Origin of the sequence: Sinomonas atrocyanea (assembly GCF_030811715.1) — a bacterium.
Lineage (GTDB): Bacteria > Actinomycetota > Actinomycetes > Actinomycetales > Micrococcaceae > Sinomonas > Sinomonas atrocyanea_A.
Genome location: NZ_JAUSRH010000002.1, coordinates 259,532 through 279,054, shown reverse-complemented (window position 1 = coordinate 279,054; position 19,523 = coordinate 259,532). Strand labels below are relative to the sequence as shown.

The 19,523-nt window shown below is 73.2% G+C and carries 12 protein-coding genes and 1 pseudogene; all 13 read right to left on the bottom strand.

Annotation, left to right across the window (positions count from 1 at the left end):
- Nucleotides 1-410: 410 nt before the first annotated feature.
- Complete coding sequence (locus J2W21_RS04155; RefSeq protein WP_307113246.1) at nucleotides 411-1,802, bottom strand: oligosaccharide flippase family protein; 1,392 nt, start codon at nucleotides 1,800-1,802, stop codon at nucleotides 411-413.
- A 134-nt stretch (nucleotides 1,803-1,936) separates the two neighbouring features.
- Complete coding sequence (locus J2W21_RS04150; protein ID WP_307113245.1) at nucleotides 1,937-3,067, bottom strand: DegT/DnrJ/EryC1/StrS family aminotransferase; 1,131 nt, start codon at nucleotides 3,065-3,067, stop codon at nucleotides 1,937-1,939.
- Entirely contained in the window at nucleotides 3,064-3,756 is a 693-nt protein-coding gene (locus tag J2W21_RS04145) for an acetyltransferase (protein WP_307113244.1), read from the bottom strand. Before J2W21_RS04145 ends, J2W21_RS04150 begins: the two co-directional genes overlap by 4 nt.
- Nucleotides 3,753-4,901 (bottom strand): DegT/DnrJ/EryC1/StrS family aminotransferase, encoded by a 1,149-nt coding sequence (locus J2W21_RS04140; RefSeq protein WP_307113243.1) that lies wholly within the window; start codon nucleotides 4,899-4,901, stop codon nucleotides 3,753-3,755. The genes J2W21_RS04145 and J2W21_RS04140 overlap by 4 nt, the downstream gene beginning before the upstream one ends.
- On the bottom strand, nucleotides 4,898-5,893 hold the full coding sequence (locus J2W21_RS04135; protein ID WP_307113242.1) for an NAD-dependent epimerase/dehydratase family protein: 996 nt from the start codon (nucleotides 5,891-5,893) through the stop codon (nucleotides 4,898-4,900). The genes J2W21_RS04140 and J2W21_RS04135 overlap by 4 nt, the downstream gene beginning before the upstream one ends.
- On the bottom strand, nucleotides 5,890-7,095 hold the full coding sequence (locus tag J2W21_RS04130; protein WP_307113241.1) for a Gfo/Idh/MocA family protein: 1,206 nt from the start codon (nucleotides 7,093-7,095) through the stop codon (nucleotides 5,890-5,892). Before J2W21_RS04130 ends, J2W21_RS04135 begins: the two co-directional genes overlap by 4 nt.
- A gap of 81 nt (nucleotides 7,096-7,176) precedes the next feature.
- Nucleotides 7,177-8,709, bottom strand: coding sequence for a sugar transferase (locus J2W21_RS04125; protein WP_307113240.1), 1,533 nt, complete (start codon nucleotides 8,707-8,709; stop codon nucleotides 7,177-7,179).
- Nucleotides 8,710-9,054: 345 nt separating this feature from the next.
- Complete coding sequence (locus tag J2W21_RS04120) at nucleotides 9,055-11,784, bottom strand: helix-turn-helix transcriptional regulator (protein WP_307113239.1); 2,730 nt, start codon at nucleotides 11,782-11,784, stop codon at nucleotides 9,055-9,057.
- 40 nt (nucleotides 11,785-11,824) lie between these two features.
- Nucleotides 11,825-14,545: a LuxR C-terminal-related transcriptional regulator gene (locus tag J2W21_RS04115; protein WP_307113238.1), complete on the bottom strand. Its 2,721-nt coding sequence runs from the start codon at nucleotides 14,543-14,545 to the stop codon at nucleotides 11,825-11,827.
- Nucleotides 14,546-14,696: 151 nt separating this feature from the next.
- Nucleotides 14,697-15,152 carry a Fe-S cluster assembly sulfur transfer protein SufU gene (sufU, locus tag J2W21_RS04110; RefSeq protein WP_307113237.1) on the bottom strand — a complete coding sequence of 152 codons (456 nt, stop codon included), beginning with the start codon at nucleotides 15,150-15,152 and terminating at the stop codon, nucleotides 14,697-14,699.
- The gene (locus J2W21_RS04105; RefSeq protein WP_307113236.1) at nucleotides 15,149-16,495 is read right to left on the bottom strand and encodes an aminotransferase class V-fold PLP-dependent enzyme; all 1,347 of its coding nucleotides are present in this window, start codon (nucleotides 16,493-16,495) and stop codon (nucleotides 15,149-15,151) included. The genes sufU and J2W21_RS04105 overlap by 4 nt, the downstream gene beginning before the upstream one ends.
- A 308-nt stretch (nucleotides 16,496-16,803) precedes the next feature.
- The gene (locus tag J2W21_RS19775) at nucleotides 16,804-17,472 is read right to left on the bottom strand and encodes a response regulator transcription factor (protein WP_373423070.1); all 669 of its coding nucleotides are present in this window, start codon (nucleotides 17,470-17,472) and stop codon (nucleotides 16,804-16,806) included.
- A 1,642-nt stretch (nucleotides 17,473-19,114) separates the two neighbouring features.
- Nucleotides 19,115-19,519 (bottom strand): annotated as a pseudogene (locus J2W21_RS19770) (ATP-binding protein); the annotation flags it as partial.
- Nucleotides 19,520-19,523: the final 4 nt, after the last annotated feature.

Sequence of the window (19,523 nt, the reverse complement as noted above, 5' to 3'; positions counted from 1 at the left end):
AGGGAACCTGGACCGGCTGATATCGGAATTCGGGTGCCGATACATCTGAAGGAGTGTGGCATCGTCATATGTCACGGCCGGGACCCTGCCCCGTACGACCCGCGCAAGGTCATACATCTCAGTTCCCATGGCGACGAGTCCGTCGAGAGGACCTTCAACATCCAGACGGCGCGCCAATGCGTTCGTTCGGGCCCAGCGCCTGACTTGAAGCCGGTCAGCGACTGCTCCCCGCCGTCCGGTGGATCGCGACAGTACCGCCACTAGCTGGTGCAGTCCGGGCATGATTCGCGCACCGAGGGGGACGACCTCATGCCCAATGGCCGCAAAACCGCTGGCCAGCCCTGCTGGCGTGCCTGACCAGTTCTTGGGGGAAATGGGATCCGGCACCGGATAGAGTATTCCGATTCTCATTAGGGCTCCCGCCGCAATCGTAAAGTACGCGTAATATTGAAGGCAACCCGCTCGGGGACCATTTGCCGTAGAGTCGTCCGCGCAACAAATACGTACATTGCGCCAAAAAGGATTCCTCCCGCCAATAGTTTGACCAGCTCGCTGGCGCCTTGGGTGACCACCCAGGCGGTTGAAACGCAGGCTAACGCTCTAACAGCCGGCAGCATCATCGGCCCTATGAGATCACTTGCACCGAAACCTGCAAGCCGCCTCGCGATTACTAGATATGCCGGTATCACGACGACAACAATCACTACGGCATGCGCGGCTGCAACTCCGATCAAGCCAGCCCACATCGCGCCGAAAATGAGGCTGGGTGCCAATACTAAGAGCGCCAGAACCTGAACGACGAGCAGACTGCCTGTGCGCCCGAATGCAACCAAGGCATTCGCCAGCAGTAATCCAATGACGAATAGGGCTCCGTATGCCGCGAGTAATGTCAGCGAGGGTGACGCCTCTTCCCAGCGAGAGCCATATAGAACCGCTAGTAACGGGTGTGCGAAGAATGCCGTGAAAGCCGCAACTGGAAAGGCAACGGTTGAGATCATGGTCACGGCTTGCCTCAGTGACTTTGCAGTATCGCCCCCGTCGCGCACAACCCGAGAGATAGTCGGCAGCACCAACCCATTGAGCACAGTTCCAATCACGGCGCTGGGCCACGAGGCGACGTTAAATGCAATGCCGAAGAGACCTACGGCTTCGGCTGAGAGCAGGTGTGCTATGACAATGTAATCCGCGTTCAGGACGACCTGGCTCACGAGGTTGGCTAAGGCAAGAGGAATTCCGAAAGTGAGGAGAGGCACGATCAACTGACGATGCAGTCGCATGCCCGGCCATCCCGTCGCCTTCATCATCACAAGACCGATGATCAGCTGAGCGAATATCCGGGACCACGCGAAGGCCGTTGCACCAAAACCGAGCCATGCCAAGGCCAGGAGCAAGAGACTGCCTGGTAAGAAAGCGATGGCTGAGGCTCGGAAAACAACATCCTGACGAAAGTCGCGCTGTAGTACGGCTCCCGGAACCGCGAAGGGACCGATGAGGGCTATACCTATGGCGAGGATACGGACGGATGGTTCACTTTCGGCGTTTCCCAGCGCGGTCGCAAGCGGAGCAGCGAAGATCTCGACCACCGCTGCGATCGTCAACGACGATATGACGGATATATGCGCGACTGTAGGTTCGATCTGCTTCTGGTCGAGGTCCGCTCGGGCGGCAGCCGACGCGATTCCAAGTTCGGCCACACTCGTGAGGAACGCGTGCAGGGTGACCGCAAGCGTGAAGATTCCCACCTCGTGAGGGGCCATGATGCGGGCGACGACAGCCGTAAGTGCGATGTTCCCAATCCTCATAACGAGGGAACCTCCGGCAGCCCACCAGGCCCCGACGGTGACAGCGCCGGACAGTGTGGACGCCGACTCGCCCTGCCCGCGGGCGGCGAGCGGCATTCCTCGGCTGTGCAAGAGCCCCGGCACCACCCGCTTCCTCAGCATCCCGCCACCGCCCCCGCCACCCGCTCAACCTGCCCGTCCGTGATGTGCGGGAACATCGGCAGGGACAGGATCTGCTCCGCGGCGGCCTCGGCGACGGGGAAGTCGCCGGGCCCGTACCCCAGGTAGGAGAACGCCTCGGTCAGGTGCACCGGGGCCGGGTAGTGGATGCCGGTGGCGATCCCGGCCTCGGCCAGCGCCGCCTGCACGGACGCGCGCCGCCCCTCGAGGACGCGCACCACGTACAGGTGCCACACGTCCTCGTTGCCGGGCAGGCTCCGCGGCACCCGCACCTCGGCGGCCCCCTCGAGAAGCGAGGAGTACAGCTCAGCCGCCGCCCGGCGTCGTGCGTTCCAGCCCTCGAGCCGGCGCAGCTTGGCGCGCAGCACCACGGCCTGGACGGCGTCGAGCCGCGAGTTGCAGCCCACCGCCTCGTGGACGTACTTCACCCGGCTCCCGTGCCCTGAGAGGAGCCGGACGCGGTCGGCGAGCAGGCCGTCGTCGGTCGTCACGGCCCCCGCGTCCCCGGCCGCGCCGAGGTTCTTGCCCGGGTAGAAGCTCGTGGCCGCGACGTCTCCGAGGGAGCCCGCGGGGCGCCCGAAGCGCCGCGCGCCCTGGGACTGCGCCGCGTCCTCGACCACGGCGGCGCCGCACGCCACCGCGATCGGGAGCAGCTCCTCGACGGGCGCCACCTGCCCGAACAGGTGGACCGGGACGATGGCCTGCGTCCTAGGACCCACCGCCCGGCCCACCGAATCTGCGTCGATCAGGAGCGTCTCCGGGTCGACGTCAACCAGCACCGGCCGCGCGCCCGCCCGCACCACGGCCTCCGCCGTGGCCACGAACGTGTTCGCGGGCAGGATGACTTCCCCGTCGGCGCCGACGCCGACGGCGCGCAGTGCGAGCTCGAGCGCGTCGGTGCCGTTGGCCACGCCCACGCACGCCCTCGTCCCGGCGAACCGCGCATACTCCTGCTCGAACGCTGCCACCTGCGGGCCGCCGATGAAGGCTCCCGTGGCGAGGACCTCGAGCACGTCGGGCACCACGTCGGCCGCGATCTCCTGCTGCTGCGCGGCGAGGTCCACGAAGGGCACGGCGGGCGCACCCGCTCTCGCTTCGGCTGTCATCGCTCCCCCTCCCCCGCCGGAGCGGCGGTCTCGTCCGACGCCGGTCCCTGGCGCGGCGGGGGCGGGATCTGCCGCGCGGGCACCCCCACCCAGGTCTGCCCGTCCGGGACGTCGGCCACGACGGCCGCGCCCATCCCGACGACGGCCTGCGCGCCGATCCGTACGTTCTGCCGGATGCTGCAGTTCATGCCCACGTACGCGGCGCGCCCGATCGTGACGGACCCGCCGAGGGTCGCACCCGCAGCGAACGTGGCGAAGTCCTCGACCACGTCCTCGTGGGTGAAGGTCACCTGGGGCATGGCCACGACGTGGTTGCCGATCTGCACGGCCGCCGTCATCACGACGTTCGCGAGCAGGATGCTCCCCTCTCCCACGGAGCACCCCTCAGGGACCGTCACACTCGGATGGATGATGGTCGCGTACCGGTTCTGGGCCACCCCGAGCACGCCGAGCCGCCGGACGATGTCGGCACGCACGGTCCCGCTGCCGGCGCAGACCACGAGGTGCACCGAGGGGTACTCCCGCACGTCCTCGAGGCGGCCCAGGATGTGGGCCCCGTCCAACACGGTCCCGGTGCGGGCCGGGTCGTCGTCGACGAGCCCGAGGATGTCGTACCTGCTGCCGTCGCGGACGGCTGCCATGACCTCGCGGGCGAGGCCGCCGGCTGCGGCGAGGAGGAGCTCCGTCATGTCCGCGCCACCGCCGCGGCCGCCCGCACGGCGTTGGCTACCCGCCCGACGCCGTCGGCGCCGAGCTCGTGGTACAGCGGCAGGATCAGGGTCCGGGCGGTGAGGCGCTCGGTCGCGGGCAGCGGGACGCGCAGGGGCGCCCCGGCGTAGGCAGGCTCGAGGTGGGCCGCCATGATGCCGGGGCGGGCGGAGATGCCCTGCTCGGCGAGGGCGTCCAGGAGCCCGTCCCGCGTGAGCGGGAACTCCTCGCCCACCTCGGCCCACAGCGACTGGAAGTTTGATTCGCCCTCCTCGGGGTCTGCGACGAGCCGCAGCCCCGGGAGGTCCGCGAGCGCGGCCCGGTACAGCGCCGCGAGTTCGCGCCGCCGCGCCACCATGGCCTCGAGCCTGCCCAGCTGGACCAGCCCCACCGCGGCCTGCAGGTCGGTCATCCGGAAGTTGAAGCCCACCTCGGTGTAGGACTCGGACGGCGCCCGGACGGACCCGTGCCGGTCCGCGGCGGACAGGCTCGCAGCATGCTGGCGCAGGTGCCGCGCGCGTTCGGCCCACTCCGGCCGGCTGGTGGTGAGCATGCCGCCCTCGCCGGTGGTGAGCAGCTTGCGCGGGTGGAAGGACCACGCGGCGGCGTCCGCGAACACGCCCACCGGCAGGCCCCGGTAGAGGGAGCCCGCGGCGCACGCGGCATCCTCGATGAGGGGAATGCCCCGGGCCGCGCACAGCCGTGCGATCGGGGCGACGTCGGCGGGCATCCCGCCCTGGTCGACGACGACGACGGCGGCCGTCCGGGGACCCAGCACCGCCTCGACGGTCTGGGCGGTCACATTCCCGGTGACGGGGTCGACGTCGGCGAACACGGGCTCTGCCCCCACGTACCGGGCCGCGTTGGCGGTCGCGATGAAGGAGAACGACGGCACGACCACCTCGTCCCCCGGTCCGAGGCCGGCGACGACGAGGGCGAGGTGCAGCGCCGTCGTGCAGCTGGAGGTGGCGACGCCGTGCGCCGCGCCCTGCGCCGCGGCGAATGCCGACTCGAACTCGGCCACGCGCGGCCCCTGCGCGAGCCACCCGGAGGCGATCACCTCGGCGACCGCAGCGGCCTCCTCGGGGCCCACCCACGGCTGCATGACGTTGATGCGCCCGCTCATGACGCCGCCAGGACTCGGGCGGCGGCGATTTCCTCGCGAAGGGGGCGCCACCAGGCCACAAGGCGGCGCAGGCCCTCCTCGAGCGGCATCTGCGCGCGGAACCCGAGGTCCCGCTCGGCTGCCGCGATGTCGGCGAGGCGGCGGGCGACGCCGTTGACCCTGCGGGCGGGCCCGAACTCGACCGAGAGGTCCGAGTCCATGGCCGCGAGCAGCGCCACGGCGAGCGCGAGCAGACTCGTCTCCGTGCCGCTGGCCACGTTGTACACGCCCTGACAGACGGAGGACTCGGCGGCTGTGATGTTGGCCCTCGCGACGTCCTCCGTGTAGACGAAGTCCATGGTCTGCTCGCCGTTGCCGAACACGAGGGGCGGCCGGCCGTCCGCGATCCGCTCCATCCACCGCACGAGCACCTCGGTGTAGAGCCCGTGGACGTCCATCCGCGGGCCGTACACGTTGAAGTAGCGCAGGGCCACGTAGTCGAGGCCGTACATGGCCCGGAAGCTCCTGGCCATGCCCTCGTTGAAGCTCTTGGCAGCGCCGTAGAACGTGTCGTTGTTGTGGTGGTGGTGGCGCTCGCCCGTGGGGAACTGCTCCGCAGCCCCGTACACCGAGGCGCTCGAGGCGAGCACCACCTTGTCCACGCTGTGCTGGGCGGCGGCCTCGAGCACCGTGAACGTGCCGTCCACGAGGACCTCGAGGGCGAGGCGCGGCTCCTCGGCGCACTGGGTGATGCGGATGGCAGCCTGGTGGAAGACCACGTCCTTCTCGACCGTGAGGTCGTGGACCAGGTCGCGGTCCCGCAGGTCGCCCTCGACGAGCCGCACGCGTCCCGTGGCGATCGCATGGTCCAGGTTCGCCAGCCGGCCGCGGACCAGGTTGTCGAGGACGTCGATGTGCTCCACGCCCGCGTCCAGCAGCTGGTCCACGATCGTGGAGCCGATCGTTCCGGCGCCGCCCGTGACGAGCACCCGCGCCCCGGCCAGGACGGTCATGACCCGGACTCCTGGGCCGCGCCGCTCTCGACGAGCGGGGTCCGGTGGGCGTGGCCGGCGATGTCGACGACGCTGGCGTCCTTGGCGCCCGCGGCGCCGGGCACGCCGTCGAGCGCCGCGACCGCCGCCTGCGCGCCGTGGTGGGTGACGCTGCGGTTCGAGGCCTCGAGGATGCCGAGGACGCGCAGCGCGGACTCGCCGCTCGTGGCGGGCGAGCGCCCCGAGCGGATGGCGCCGGCGAATTCGGCGACCATCGCCCCCAGCGCCTCGCGCTCGGGCAGCGCCGGAGACCAGGTGTCCCCGAGCCGGTAGGACACCGCCGCGTCACGCCGCTCGAGCCCGCCCCGCGGGCCCTTGCGCGGAAGCTGGACGCCGCGGTCGTACACGCTCAGCCGCTGCTGCGGATTGAGGTCGTCCCACACGAGGGTGCGCCGCGTGCCGCCGATCACCATCTGGCGGATCTTGGTCGGGCTGAGCCAGTTGACGTGGATGTGGGCCATGGCGCCGTCGGGCAGGTCGAAGGTGAGGTGGCCCACGCAGTCGCGGCCGGTGCCGAGCGGGTCGGCGCCGTGCGCCGAGACGGCCTCCGGGGCGAGGCCATCGGGCAGGACGTAGTCGAGGATCGAGAGGTCGTGGGGGGCGAGGTCCCAGAACACGTTGACGTCCGGCTGGACCAGGCCCAGATTGATGCGGACTGAGTCGATGTACAGCAGGTCTCCGAGGTCCCCGTCGAGGATGATCTCGCGGATCTTCTGCACCGCGGGGGTGTAGCAGTACGTGTGGTCTGCCATGAGGACGAGGCCGTGCTCCTCGGCCTCCCGCACGAGGTCGGCGCCCTTCTCCCAAGTGTCTGCGAGCGGCTTCTCGATCAGCACGTGCTTGCCTGCCGCGAGCGCGGTGAGCGCCACGCCGTGGTGGGTCCTCGCCGGTGTGGCGATGGCCACGGCGTCTGCCTCGACCGTGTCGAGCGCCTCGTCCAGCGAAGGGAAGGCCGGGGCACCGAAGGGCGCGCCGAGCACGGCGGCCTTCGCCACGTCCAGGTCGCAGACCGCGGCCAGCTCCCAGTCCGGGGAGCGGCCGAAGTTCCGGGCGAGGTTGGGACCCCAGTAGCCGGCTCCGACCACGACGACGCGCAATGTGCTGCCGTGCCGGCCCTCGGCGAGCCCCCTCAGCTGGGCCAGCGGATGTGGAACATCTCCCATGGTCTCCCCTTGCTAGATGATGTGCGTTGACGGAAGTTGACAGAAGTCGAAGGAATCGGGCGGAGTCGGGCCGCGCGGGCCTCAGTAGGCGCCCGTCGGTGCGACCACGGCGCGGAGCGTGCGCCACAGGATCATGAGGTCACCAGTGAGGGACCAGTTCTCGACGTAGTACAGGTCGAGGCGGACGGCGTCGTCCCATTCGAGGTCCGAGCGGCCGCTGATCTGCCACAGGCCCGTGATGCCGGGCTTGATGAGCATCCGCCGGTGGGTGTAGCGCTCGTAGCTGCCGACCTCCCTGGCCAGCGGCGGCCGCGGGCCGACGAGGCTCATCTCGCCGCGCAGGACGTTGAAGAACTGCGGGAGCTCGTCGAGCGAGTAGCGGCGCATCCAGGCGCCGCACCGCGTCACCCGCGGGTCCTCCTTCATCTTGAACAGCACCCCGGCGCCCTCGTTCGCCTCGGCGAGGGCGGCCAGGCGGGCCTCCGCGTCCGGGACCATCGAGCGGAACTTGTACATCGTGAACGGCCTGCCGTCCTTGCCCACGCGCTCCTGCCGGAACAGCACCGGGCCTGGAGAGTCGAGCCGGACGATCAGCGCCAGGACCGCGAGCACCGGCGCCAGGACGATCACCGCTGCCGTGCCGATCACGAGGTCCGCGCAGCGCTTCACCACGTGCTTGGTCCCTGAGTAGCGCGGGAGGTCGACTTCCATGAGGGGCAGGCCCGGCACGGGGCGGAAGTGGATGCGGGGCCCGGCGACGTTGGTCAGGGACGAGGCGAGGACGAGTTCGGCGTCGTGCTCCTCGAGGTTCCAGCCGAGCTCGCGGACGTACTGGTTGCCGCCGGGGACGGGCCCGGCCACGATCACGGCGCCGGCCTTCTTCGTCGCAACGGTGCGCACCACGTCGTCTGTCGAGCTGAGCACGGGCAGGCGCTCGCCGTCGACCGTGAGGGTCTGCCCCCGGCGGCCCCCGGGCAGGATCGCGCCGAGGACGTTGTACGGCGCGCCCTCGCCGGCGGCGATGCGCCGCACCACGTAGCGGACGTCCTCCGGCTCCCCCACGACCACGGCGGGGGTGAGGTACATGCCGCTCTGCCGCTGGCGATGGAGCCAGCGGCGGCTCAGCGAGCGGGTCGCCAGCAGACCGGCCGAGCCGGTGCCGAGGACGAGGGCCCAGAGCCGCGCGGGCAGGGCCCCGTCGGTGAGGACGACCACGACCGCGACGAAGGCGAACAGCTGCATCGTGGCGCTGACCACGCGCCGGTACTCGTCCACGCCGATGCCGAGCACGGAGGTGTCCCGGCTGCCGGAGAGCCCGAGGGCGAACGGCCAGACGAGGATGAACGCTCCGAGCGCGGCGGCCGGCCCAGGCGGCGGCTTCATGACCAGGAGCCCCAGGGCCCCGGCGGCGAACGCCACGAGGGTGTCCGTGATGCGCAGGAACCGGGCGTAGCGGTGGGCCCAGTCCTGGGCCCGTGCGGACCGGGCCATGCGGGCCTCCGCCGCGTTCAGGTCCCGGCGCAGCCGCAGACCCAGCGCCCCGAACCGGTCTGCCAGCCCGCGCGCGCGGGCCTGCTCGAATCCTGCTGATCCCTGGTGAGCTCCTACGGACATGACCCGCTCCTTGCCCCTGCCGCGGTGCCCGGCATTGGGGCACCGCCTCGAACGGAAAGCTTCTGCACACCAGTACACGCGCCGGGCGGAGGAGGGTCACGAGTAGTGAGTACGCGAGCTTCGCGGGGGTTCCGGGGGTGCACCCCTTGACCGGTACGCACCCGGTTCGGCGGCCACTACCCGGTGCCGCATGCCTTTTCCGCGGGGCCCGGCAAGGGCTACGTGCCGGGGGCAAACGGGACGCACGACGGCGCGCGGCGGCAGAGGCTTTAGGCCCGCCACAGGCCCCCGGCCCGCCACGGGGGCGGGCCGGAGGCCTGGAACGACGGGGTGGGGCGTGGGGGGTCAGTCTTCGACGGCGGAGCGCAGGTCCTCGCGGCTGCGGATGCCGAGCTTGGCGTAGCTGCGGTGCAGGTGCCCCTCCACGGTGCGGACGGAGAGGTGCAGCCTGTCGGCGATCTGGCGGTCGCTGAGGCCCTCGACGGCGAGGTCCACGACATCCTGCTCGCGCGGGCTCAGGCGCAGCGACGCGAGGACGGCCTCCTCTGCCTCCCCCGCCTCGCCGGCGCCGGGCAGGCCCTCGCAGGCGCGGGCGGCCGCCCCCGCGCGGCGCGCGGCGACCCTGTCCCCCGCGGCGTCGAAGCAGGCCGCGGCGCGCGCGTAGGCGGCCCGGGCGCGCCGGTTGAGCCCGAGGGCGCGGAAGTGGTCCGCTGCCGCCAGGTAGCCGTCGCCGTGCTCCTCCGCCTCGGCGCGTGCCCAGGCGCCCCAGCCGTTGGCCCAGGATCCTTCCGCGGCCGCCGCGGCCTCCGCGGCCCGGCCGGCCTCGTCCCTGCCGCCGAGCTCGAGGAAGAGGACCCTCGCGATGAGCTCCCAGCCGGGCCGGCCCGCCGCGCGGTTCCGCTCGGCGATCTCCTCAAGTGCCGCCAGGCCGCTGCCGGGCTGGAGGATCTCGGCGGCCCCGGCGCGGTGCATGGCCGCGAGCTCGCGCATGGCCGCGTTGCCCACCTCGGCGCAGCCCTCGGCGCGGGCGAGGTACTCGCGTGCGCCCTCCTCGTCCCCTGCTGCCGCGGCCGCCCACGCGGCGAACGAGGCCGCGACGGCGAGGAGGCGCAGGGGGTCCATGAGCTCGAGGTTCTCGACGACGTCGCCGAGCATCGGCAGGGCCTCCGCGCCGCGGTCGCTGTGGAGGAGCGCGAAGGCCCGCGCACAGTAGAGCCCGGGGCCGAAGGCGACGATCGGACGGGAACGGACGCCGGTGTACCCCTCGGACACCTTGACGACAGACCCCCAGTCGCCGCCGAGGACGAGGGCCGAGAGGTACCGGACGAGCCCGTACTCCTCGAGCGGGAAGTGCTCGTCGTCGATCTCGATCTGGGCCAGGACGGAACCGGCCAGGCGCGCGGAGGTGGCGTACTGGCCCCGTGCAAGCAGCACCGACCCCTCGAGCAGCGTCCACAGCGCCTGCTCGATCGGGGCCGAGGGCGTGGCGTGCACGGCGCGCTGCTCCTCGGCCACGGCAGCCTCGACCGCGGCGATGTCCCCGCGCTCGTCGGCGGCGAGGGCCCGCAGGAGCCTGGCCCTGCGCAGGACGGCCTCGCGGGGGCCGGGCCCGAAGACGATGTCGCCCGTCGGTGTGGCCCGCTCCACGGCCTCCGCTGCCCGCTCGAGCCTCGCTGCGTCGTCGTCCATCGCGGCGGTCTCGCCCCGGGCCGCCCTCGCGGCGAAGCCGACCAGGGTGCCGGCGAGGACGTCGTCGACGTCGTTCGGGTCCACGGGGCCGCGAGAGAGGTCCGCGAGCGCCGCGGCCGGGTTGCCGAGGTTGAGGTGGGCACGGGCCGGGATGGCCCGCATGAGCGAGCGCTCGGCGTCCCCCTCGACGAGGGCCGCTGCCTTGAGGCCCAGATCGTTGCGGAAGCGCGAGACAGCGTGGGCCGCGCCCCGTGCAAGCTCGTGGAACGGCGGAATTGTGCCGGTTTCGAGGGCGAGCTCGAACAGCCTGAGCTCGTTCGCCGGCTGGCGCAGTTCGTCCCCGCCCATGGCCGTGGCGCGCCGCAGGAGGTGCAGGCGCCGGGTGGAGGTCGTCATGGCGCGGATCGCGTCCGCGACGAGCGGGTAGCGCAGCCGGACGCTCGCATGGCCCGCGTCCGCCAGCCATCCGGCGTCGGTGAGCCGGTCGAACACGGCCCGCTCGATGAGCGTCCGGGCTGCCGCGCGGGGCAGCGGCTCGGTCAGCGCGATGAGCGTGAGGGCCTCGCGCTCGGCCGGGGCGAGGGACTCCATCGCGCTGCGCACGGGCGCGCCGAGGGCCTGGCCCCTGCTCGCGAAGTCCCCGGTGAGCAGCCAGATCCCGCGCCGCTGGACGAGGGTTCCGCCCGCGATGGCCTCGTCCGTGAGCCGCACGAGGTGGAGCGGGTTGCCCGCACTCAGGGCATGCAGGACCGCGGCGGCGGTGATGGAGAGCCGTCCGCCGAGCCGCTTCCCGGCCGCGTCCCGGCTCTCCTCGAGGGACAGCGGGCCGAGGTCGAACCGCTCTGCGAGCCCGTCCCGCCACAGGTCCAGGAGGTCGCCGGGGAGCCCGCCCGAGCTGGACGCCGTGGCGAGCACCCTGACCCATGACGACGCGACCGCCTCGGCGAGGACCCCGGCGGAGTCGTCGTCGAGATGGTGCGCGTCGTCGAGCACGATCACGATCGGCCGCTCGGGGCGAGAGCCGTCCTCGGGCTCGGAGCCGTGCAGCTCAGCCCAGAGGGCACGCAGGACGCCGACGCGGTCCTGGGCCTCCTCCGGGGTGAGGTGCCTCAGGCACTGCAGGAGCGCCCCGTAGGGAATGTGCCTCAGGCTCTCCCCGGGCGTGATTGCCACGAACCGGACGTCGTCGCGGAGCTGGGCGGTCACCGTGTCGATGAGGTGGGTCTTCCCCGTCCCGGGCTCTCCCGAGACGATCACCGCTCCGGGGAGCCCACGGCGCAGGGCCTCGACGGTGGCGGCGATGACCGTCTGCTGCGTCGGGGCCAGCCCGTCGGGGGCCATCGTGTAGTCGCGGCGGTCTCCCCGGGAGCCCGGTGAGGCATTCATGGTCGTCTCCATCGTCCTCCGTTCCGGGCGCGCTTCCCTCTCAGACAAGGCCAGCCAGTCCGGCACGCGAACTCACCCCCAGCTTCATGAATACCTGGTACAGATGTCCCTCCACGGTGCGGACCGAGACGCCGAGCTCGTCGGCGATGTCCCGGTTGGAGGAGCCGGAGGCGGCAAGGACCGCGATCTGGCGCTCGCGCTCTGTGAGCATCGGGGCGGGCGTCTGGGGCACGAGCGGGAGCACCGGCAGCACCCGCGCGAGCCGGTCCAGCCGGGTCTGGGCGAGGCCGGCCGCCACCGAGTTCCCCTCGCCCCGGGCGAAGTCGAGGGCGAGCGCGGCACACCGGGCCTCGACGGCGTCGAGGCGGAGGTCGTAGGCCTCCTCGGCGGCGGTGAGGAGGCCCGCCACGTCCCTGCGCCGCGTCGCGGAGGCGACCGCTGCGTAGAGGTGGGCGAGGGGGCCCTGCCGGTGGTGGGCGAGGCGCTCGATCCACAGGAACTCCCGCTCGCCGCCCACCAGGCTTGCCTCGAAGACGGCGGTGCCGGCGGCGCCCATGCGCCCCGCGGCCTCGTCCCGGGCGGCGCGGGCGAGCATCGCCGCCGCGCCGTCGCCCTGGCCGAGCCACGTCCGGGCGGCGCCCTCGCACTGGTCGGCGTAGGTCGCGAGCTGCCAGAACATCGGCCCCCGGGCCTTGGCGGCCAGGGAGAGGAAGCGCTCCGCCTCCCCCGAGTCGCCGATCTGGGCGTAGGCGAGGGCCGCCGCCGCATAGGCGGCGCGCTGGGCGTTGAGCGCCGGGAACTCCTCGAGCTGGGCGGCCGCGCTGAGGGCGGGACCGAGCGCCGCGGCGCCGTGCCCGGCGGCCAGGTGCGCGAGGGCGAGGTACAGCTCGGCGATCCCGCCGCGGAGCGTCAGCCTGCGGCCGCCCTTGTCCATGTAGGCCTCGAACAGGTCGACGCACCGCTTCCAGTCGCCCATCGCTGTCCAGACGGAGAATGCCGTCGCCAGGAAGTCGCCCTCGTCCATGCGCCGTGGCGCGGAGAACTCGATGGAGGCCAGCAGGGCCGCGGCGTCCGCCTCCCGGCCGCACGCGGCCCAGGCATGCGCGAGCAGGATGGACGAGCCGCGACGGAAGCCCTCGCTCGCGTCCGTGTCCCGCGAGGCGGCCTCCAGGCGGGCGAGGAGGGGCATGAAGTCCCCGGTGAAGGCGTGCGCCCTGAACTCGGCAAGGTCGAGCACCTCGCCGGCCGCCCGGACCAGCCCGGACTCCTCGGCGCGGACCGCGAGCCGGTCCCACGCCGACCGCAGCGGCTCGCGCGCGTCCCCTGCCGCAGGGAGCCAGCTCAGCAGCTCCGACTTCGCCGCTGCGTACCTCGCGGCGTCCACCGCTTCGAGCGAGCCGAGGACCGCCGCCGGCAGCGCCTCGAGGACGGAGAGGGCCTCGTCCCGGCGCTCGAGCATCGCGAGCGCCGCCGCGCGGCGGAAGGCGGCCTCGAACGCAGGCGGGCCGTCGAGCGACGGGAGCCGGTCCAGCAGCACGAGCGCCCGGTCCGGCTCGAAGAGCTCCACCGCGGCTGCCGCGGACTGCAGCACGAGGCCTGGGTCCGGGGCGGTGCCGACCTCGAGGGTCCACTCGACGTAGGAGATGAGCTCGTCGCGGTCCAGGCCGCCCTCCTCGGATGCGCCGCCGAGGGACATGAGCGAGGCGAGTTCGCGGTGGCGGTCCGGCCCGAGCCGGGCCCGCACGAGCTCCGCCATGCGCGGCTCGCGGAGGTAGGCGCAGCGGTGCTGGCTCGTGTCGACGGCGATGAGGCCGCGGTCCTCCATGTCGACGAGGACCTCAGAACCGAAAAGGCCCGCAAGGGCCGTGATCGGCACCCTGCGGGCCACTGCGAGCTGCTCGATGACCTCCCTGACGTCCTGGGACTCCCGGGCCCAGCGCGCACGGATGAGGTCGTCCGCGCCCCGGACCGGCTCGGGCCGGACGGAGCGGTCTAGGGTCCACACCCCGCCCCGCTGGTGCAGGTTCCCGCGGGCACGCTCGCGGTGCACGATCCCGTACACCTCTGCGGGATTGCCGCCGCAGGCGTAGTGCACCTCGCCGATGGTCGACGACGCCACCCTGCCGCCCACGATCGCCGAGACGAGCCGGCGCGTCTCGGGCACGCCGATCCTGCCGAGCGCGATCTCTCTGAGGCGGCCACCGCGGACGAGGCGGGCGAGGTCGGGGGGAAGGTCGGCGACGGCGGGGGCGATGACCATCAGCCGCGCCGCGCGGCTGAGGACGAGGTGCATGAGCACGGCCACGCAGTCCTCCGCGAGGGGCCCCACGAGGTCGAGGGTGAGCACGACGTCGCGGCCGGCCGCGTCGTCGGCGAGCATGCGCTCGAGGGCCAGGAGCAGGCCCGTGCCCGAGGACGGGGCGGACTTCGGGAGCCGGGCGAGGAGGGGGCCGAGGCACGTGGACGGGGCCGCCCCCGGGCCGGAGGGCCCGGACGAGGCCCGCAGCCGCATGGTGTGCACGCCGGGACCGAGGGAGGAGAGCACGGCGCCCGCGAGGAAGGACTTCCCCACGCCGGGGGAACCGGTGATCACCACACCGAGGCTGGAGTCCTGGGTGAGCGCTCCGACGGCAGCGTCGAGTTCGGACTGGCGCACGAGCGTGGCCCAGTGCCTCCGGTCCGCCTGCCGCTCCGTCGGAGCCGCGGGCGGCGCGCCGGCCGGGCCGGGCGCGTCCATCAGGCTCGGTATGTTGTTGACCATCTATGCCTCCACCTCGGACGTTGGCCCCCAGCCGCCCGAACAGGCACAGCCTACGGCCGCCCTCGGACATTGCAAAGGGACCAACGCCCCGGATACGGCAGGGCACCGGTGTGTTACTGGGGCGCACCCGCGTGGCTGGGGTGCACCGGCGTTACTGGGGTGTGCCGGCGGCGGCCTGCCGGGCCGCGTCCTCCGCGGCGACCCAGGCGATCATGGCGCATTTGACGCGGGCGGCGTAGCGGGAGACTCCCTCGAAGGCCGCGGCGTCCCCGAGCACCTCCGGGTCCGCGGCCACGGTGCCGCGGGAGCGGAGCATCTCGCGGAAGGCCTCCACGAGGGCGCCGAACTCGGGGAGGGTGAGGCCCTCGGCCTCGTCGTGGAGCACCGAGGCCGAGGCCATGGAGATCGAGCAGCCCGCCCCGTCCCACTGCAGGGAGCGGACCACGCCGTCGGCCACCCTCACCCTGACGGTCACCTCGTCGCCGCAGACCGGGTTGAGCTGGTGGGACTGGGCCTCGTGGGGCCCCGGCTCGCCCACCAGCCCGGAGCCGTGGCGGGCCTTGGCATGGTCCAGGATGATCTGCTGGTACAGGGAGTCCAGGCTCATCGCGCCACTCCGAAGTAGCCGCGGACCTCGCCGAGGGCCGCGAGGAAGGCCTCGACCTCCTCGCTCGTGGTGTACAGGTAGGCGCTCGCCCGGGCGGACGCGGTGAGGCCGAGGCGGCGATGGAGCGGCTGGGCGCAGTGGTGGCCCACGCGGACGGCGATGCCGGCGCTGTCGAGGTACTGGCCGACGTCGTGCGCGTGGACGCCCTCGACGTCGAAGGCTGCGAGCGCGATCCGGTCTGAGCCGTGCCACTGCTCGCCGGGGGCCGGCCCGAGGAGCCGCACCCCGTCCAGCGCGGCGACGCCCTCGGCGAGGCGGCGGCCGAGCTCCGCCTCGCGGGCGTGGATCCGGTCCATGCCCACGTGGCCCAGGTAGTCCACCGCGGCGGCGAAGGCGACCGTCTGGGAGATCCGCTGGGTCCCGGCCTCGAACCGCTGCGGTGCGGGCAGGTACTCGGCGTGGTCCATCGTCACGGTCGTGATCATGGAGCCGCCCACGAGGAACGGCGGGAGCGCATCGAGCAGCTCCCGGCGCCCGTACAGGGCGCCGATGCCGGTGGGCGCGAGCATCTTGTGCCCGGAGAACGCGGCGAAGTCCACTCCGAGGGCGGCGAGGTCCAGGGGCATGTGGGGCGCCGACTGGCACGCGTCGAGCACGGTCAGGGCTCCCGCGCGGCGGGCGAGGGCCACGAGTTCCTCGACCGGCGCGACGGAGCCGAGCACGTTGGAGGCGTGCGCGAACGCGAGCACCTTGGTGCGCGGGCCGATGATCCTCTCGGCCTCGTCCATGCGCAGCTTCCCCGCATCGTCGACGGGAATCCACCGCAGGGTCGCCCCCGTGCGGAAGGCGAGTTCCTGCCACGGGATGAGGTTGGCGTGGTGCTCGAGCTCGGTGACCACGATCTCGTCGCCGGGTCCGACCGCGAGCGCGCGCATGTCCTCTCCCCCTCGCCCCCGTTCCGCCCACACGCCTGCTGTGCCCAGGGCGTTGGCGACGAGGTTGATGGCCTCGGTCGCGTTGGAGGTCCACACGAGCTCGTCCGGCGAGGCGCCCACGAACCGGGCGACGTCCACGCGGGCGTCCTCGTAGGCGTCCGTCGCCCGCACGGCGAGCTCGTGGGCCCCGCGGTGCACGGCGGCGTTGCGCTTCTCGTAGAACTCCTGCTCGGCCTCGAGGACGCTGCGGGGATGCTGGCTGGTCGCCCCCGAGTCGAGGTACACGAGCGGCTGGCCGTGGACCGTCGTCGCGAGTACTGGGAAATCGGCGCGGATGCGGGAGACTTCGGCGTCGTCCAGCGCCGGCTGGGCAGGCAGGAGGGTCGACGGCGTCTTGACCAGGGCCACGGGACGGGACTCCTTCGGTGGAACGAGGCTGCCGGGCGGCAGCATGAATTAGGGCATGCGAACATGCCGGAATCCATTGTCCCACGCCCGGCGGGCGTCGGGTCCAACGCAGGAGATCCCAAGGCGGGGCCGGCGGCGGCTGGGGGGAGGAACCTTGGTCTCGGGGAGGTTCCGACGCCGCCGGCCCAGTCCTTGGGGACAGTGGCCGGGAACTCGGGGTTTCCGGCCACATCCCCACTTTCGCACCAGGCACCGTGCCTGCGCACGGGTAGTGACTACTTGTCTTCTGGACCCTCGCGGGACCGGGACTACTTGCTCGCCGCCCGTGTGTACTCGGATCCCCCGGGCGCGGCCGGTGTCGCGCCGCCGGATCCGAACGCTGCGCCGAGCTGTTCTCGGCTCGTGACCTCGAGCTTGGCATAGGCCCGGTAGAGGTGTCCCTCGATGGTGCGGACCGAGACGGTGAGCCGTTCGGCGATCTCGCGGTCGCTGAGCCCTGCCGCGGCGAAGGCGACCACCTCGCGCTCGCGGGGCGTCAGCCGGGCCGATCCGGCGGCGGGCCGGGGTACCCCGTCGCCCAGGAGCGCGTCGCATTCGGCCTTCCTCGACCACGCGGCGCGGGCGTCGGAGCGCTGGAGGGCGCGGTCGAAGCCGCGCGATGCCTCGGCGAAGCAGTCGCGCGCGTAGGAGGTCCAGCCCCCCCGCGGAGAGCCGCTCCCCCGCCTCGAGGAGCCCGCCCGGGCTCCTCGCGGCGAAGGCGTCTGCGAGGACGGCCGCCGCCTCGGCCCAGCGGCCCTCGGTGCTGTGCGCCACCTCGAGCAGCCTGGCGAGCCGGTCGCGGCGGCCCGCCTCGAAGCAGAGGAGCTCCCCCTGCAGCTCCACGTCGAGCCGGCCCTCTCCTGCGGCCCCGTCGACCGCGGCCTCGAGGCGTTCCCCGGCGCCGGGAGAGTCGGGGCCGGCGGAGCCTGCGGCCGCATCGAGGACGTGACGCGCGGCGGCCGTGAAGAGCCCGGCCACGGGCCGCACCAGCGCCACGGCCGGGACCGCCCGGTCCTCCGCCGAGCCCAGGAGGGTGCGCGCTGCGCCGTGCTCCCCCGCGCGGGCGCCCGCGTAGGCCGCCACCGCGGCGGCGAGCGGGAGCAGGCGCTGGGGGTCGCGGCCGTGGAGGGCATCCAGCGCCGGCGCGAGCGCCTCCCACGCCGCGCGGAAGCGTCCGCGCCGGACCAGAGCCACTCCGCGGGCCATCTGCGCCGCAGGCCCGTCGGTGACGAGTCCGGCCCTGGAGGCGATCAGGAAGCGCTGCAGGTCATCCTCCGCGGCCTCCCACTCTCCGGCCGCGAGGTCAGCGAGGACCAGGCGCGTTGCCCCGAAGGCCTGCAGGCAGGGGGTCGCGTCGGCCGTCCCGGCGGCGCGCCCGAGCGCGGCGCGCAGCGGCCGTGCGGCCCCGAGCGGCCTGCCCGAGGCCATCAGGAGCTCCGCCTCGAGGGCACAGACCACGGCCTCGGCCGCGGCCCCGTGCGGGGACCCGCGTCCCTGCCGATGCCCGGAGCGCCAGCGGCGCAGCCCGTCAGCCAGCCAGTCCCGGTCGCCGGCGTCCGAGGCGACGACGAGGGCGAGCACATCGCGCAGGCCCCCCGCGCCGGCCCCGGGAAGCCGCTCGATCTCGGCGCGGAGCGCCTCCGCCGCATGGCCCAAGGCCCGGCGCGCCGCGATCCATGCGAGGCCGCCGGCCAGGCCCGGCCGGATGCTCCCGCGCCCAGAGGCGGCGGGGCGCAGCAGGGCGGCGGCCTCCGCGTACCTGCCGCGGCTGTAGGCCACCTGTCCGAGCACGTCCCGTGCGGCGTCCCGCGCGCCCGGGCGCTGGACGGCGCTGGCCGCCCGCGCGGCGAGCGTGTTCTCGTGCAGCCCCAGGGCCAGCCGGGCGGCCGCCAGGAGCGCCTCGTCTTCCACCGGGAATCCGCAGTGCAGCGCCCAGGTGACGGCGCGGAGGAGGCCCTGTCCCGTGGACGCCTGCCGCGCGAGGTGGCCGGCAACCCGTTCACGCAGCGCCAGCGCGGTGGTGAGCGGGATCAGCGCCAGCAGCGCGTCTCCGTACACCTGGTGCCGGAGGCGGAGCACGCCGTCGGGGCCCTCGGCCGGGCGCACGAGCCTCATGGCGACGAGCCGCCGGATGGCCTCGGCGCCGCACTCCCGTTCCACGAGCGCGAAGGGGGCCGGCTCGGCCACGACGATGAGGCTCAGCGCCTCCCGCTCGCCGGGGCCGAGGCGCCCGAGCTGCGCCCGGGCGAGGGCGAGCAGCCCCTCCCCTCGGTGCGGGAGGTCCTCGGTGACGAGCCAGGTCTGGCCGTGCAGGCCCAGCGCTCCCGACCGCCGGGCCTCCTCGACGAGGCGCCCGAGCAGGAGCGGGTTGCCCTCGGACTCCTGCCAGAGCAGCTGCGGCACGGTGGGCAGCACGGGACCGCCGAGCGCGGCCTCGAGGTAGGAGCGCACCTGCTCGACCGTGAGGGGCGCGAGGTCGACCCGCTCGACGCCGTCGTCGAGCCACAGCTCCATGAGCGGCCTCGGCAGGGCAGCGCCGCTGGGCGCGGCCATGGCCGCCTTGGTCCAGCGGGCCGAGACGAGCTCGGCGACGACCTCGCTCGAGGCCGCGTCCAGCTCGTGCGCGTCGTCGATGACGAGGAGCAGGTCTGGCTTGGCCCCCTGCCGGAGGGCCTCGACGGCGCGCCAGAAGGCCCGCAGGACCTCGACCCGCGACGCCGCCCCGGCAGGGGGCAGACCCCCGAGGAAGGGCGCGAGGACGCCATAGGGGACCTTCGCGAGGGCCGGGCTGCCGTGGAGGCGGAGGACCTCCAGCCGTTCGCCGAGCGCCTGCGCCGCTCCATCGAGCAGCGCGGACTTGCCCATGCCCATCTCGCCCAGGACCAGCACCGCGGCGGTGGCCGGCCGGGTGATGAGCTCGATGACGCGGCCCGTGTCCGCGGGCAGCCCGTGCGCCGGTGCACTGTGCGGCGGCCCGGGGCTCATGGCG

What these genes read in the sequence shown, in the direction of transcription:
- J2W21_RS04155 (WP_307113246.1), bottom strand. Translation starts at nt 1,802, where the DNA reads ATGAGGATTGGGAACATCGCACTTACGGCTGTCGTCGCCCGCATCATG.
- J2W21_RS04150 (WP_307113245.1), bottom strand. Translation starts at nt 3,067, where the DNA reads ATGACAGCCGAAGCGAGAGCGGGTGCGCCCGCCGTGCCCTTCGTGGAC.
- J2W21_RS04145 (WP_307113244.1), bottom strand. Translation starts at nt 3,756, where the DNA reads ATGACGGAGCTCCTCCTCGCCGCAGCCGGCGGCCTCGCCCGCGAGGTC.
- J2W21_RS04140 (WP_307113243.1), bottom strand. Translation starts at nt 4,901, where the DNA reads ATGAGCGGGCGCATCAACGTCATGCAGCCGTGGGTGGGCCCCGAGGAG.
- J2W21_RS04135 (WP_307113242.1), bottom strand. Translation starts at nt 5,893, where the DNA reads ATGACCGTCCTGGCCGGGGCGCGGGTGCTCGTCACGGGCGGCGCCGGA.
- J2W21_RS04130 (WP_307113241.1), bottom strand. Translation starts at nt 7,095, where the DNA reads ATGGGAGATGTTCCACATCCGCTGGCCCAGCTGAGGGGGCTCGCCGAG.
- J2W21_RS04125 (WP_307113240.1), bottom strand. Translation starts at nt 8,709, where the DNA reads ATGTCCGTAGGAGCTCACCAGGGATCAGCAGGATTCGAGCAGGCCCGC.
- J2W21_RS04120 (WP_307113239.1), bottom strand. Translation starts at nt 11,784, where the DNA reads ATGAATGCCTCACCGGGCTCCCGGGGAGACCGCCGCGACTACACGATG.
- J2W21_RS04115 (WP_307113238.1), bottom strand. Translation starts at nt 14,545, where the DNA reads ATGGTCAACAACATACCGAGCCTGATGGACGCGCCCGGCCCGGCCGGC.
- sufU (WP_307113237.1), bottom strand. Translation starts at nt 15,152, where the DNA reads ATGAGCCTGGACTCCCTGTACCAGCAGATCATCCTGGACCATGCCAAG.
- J2W21_RS19775 (WP_373423070.1), bottom strand. Translation starts at nt 17,472, where the DNA reads ATGCGGCCGCAGGCTCCGCCGGCCCCGACTCTCCCGGCGCCGGGGAAC.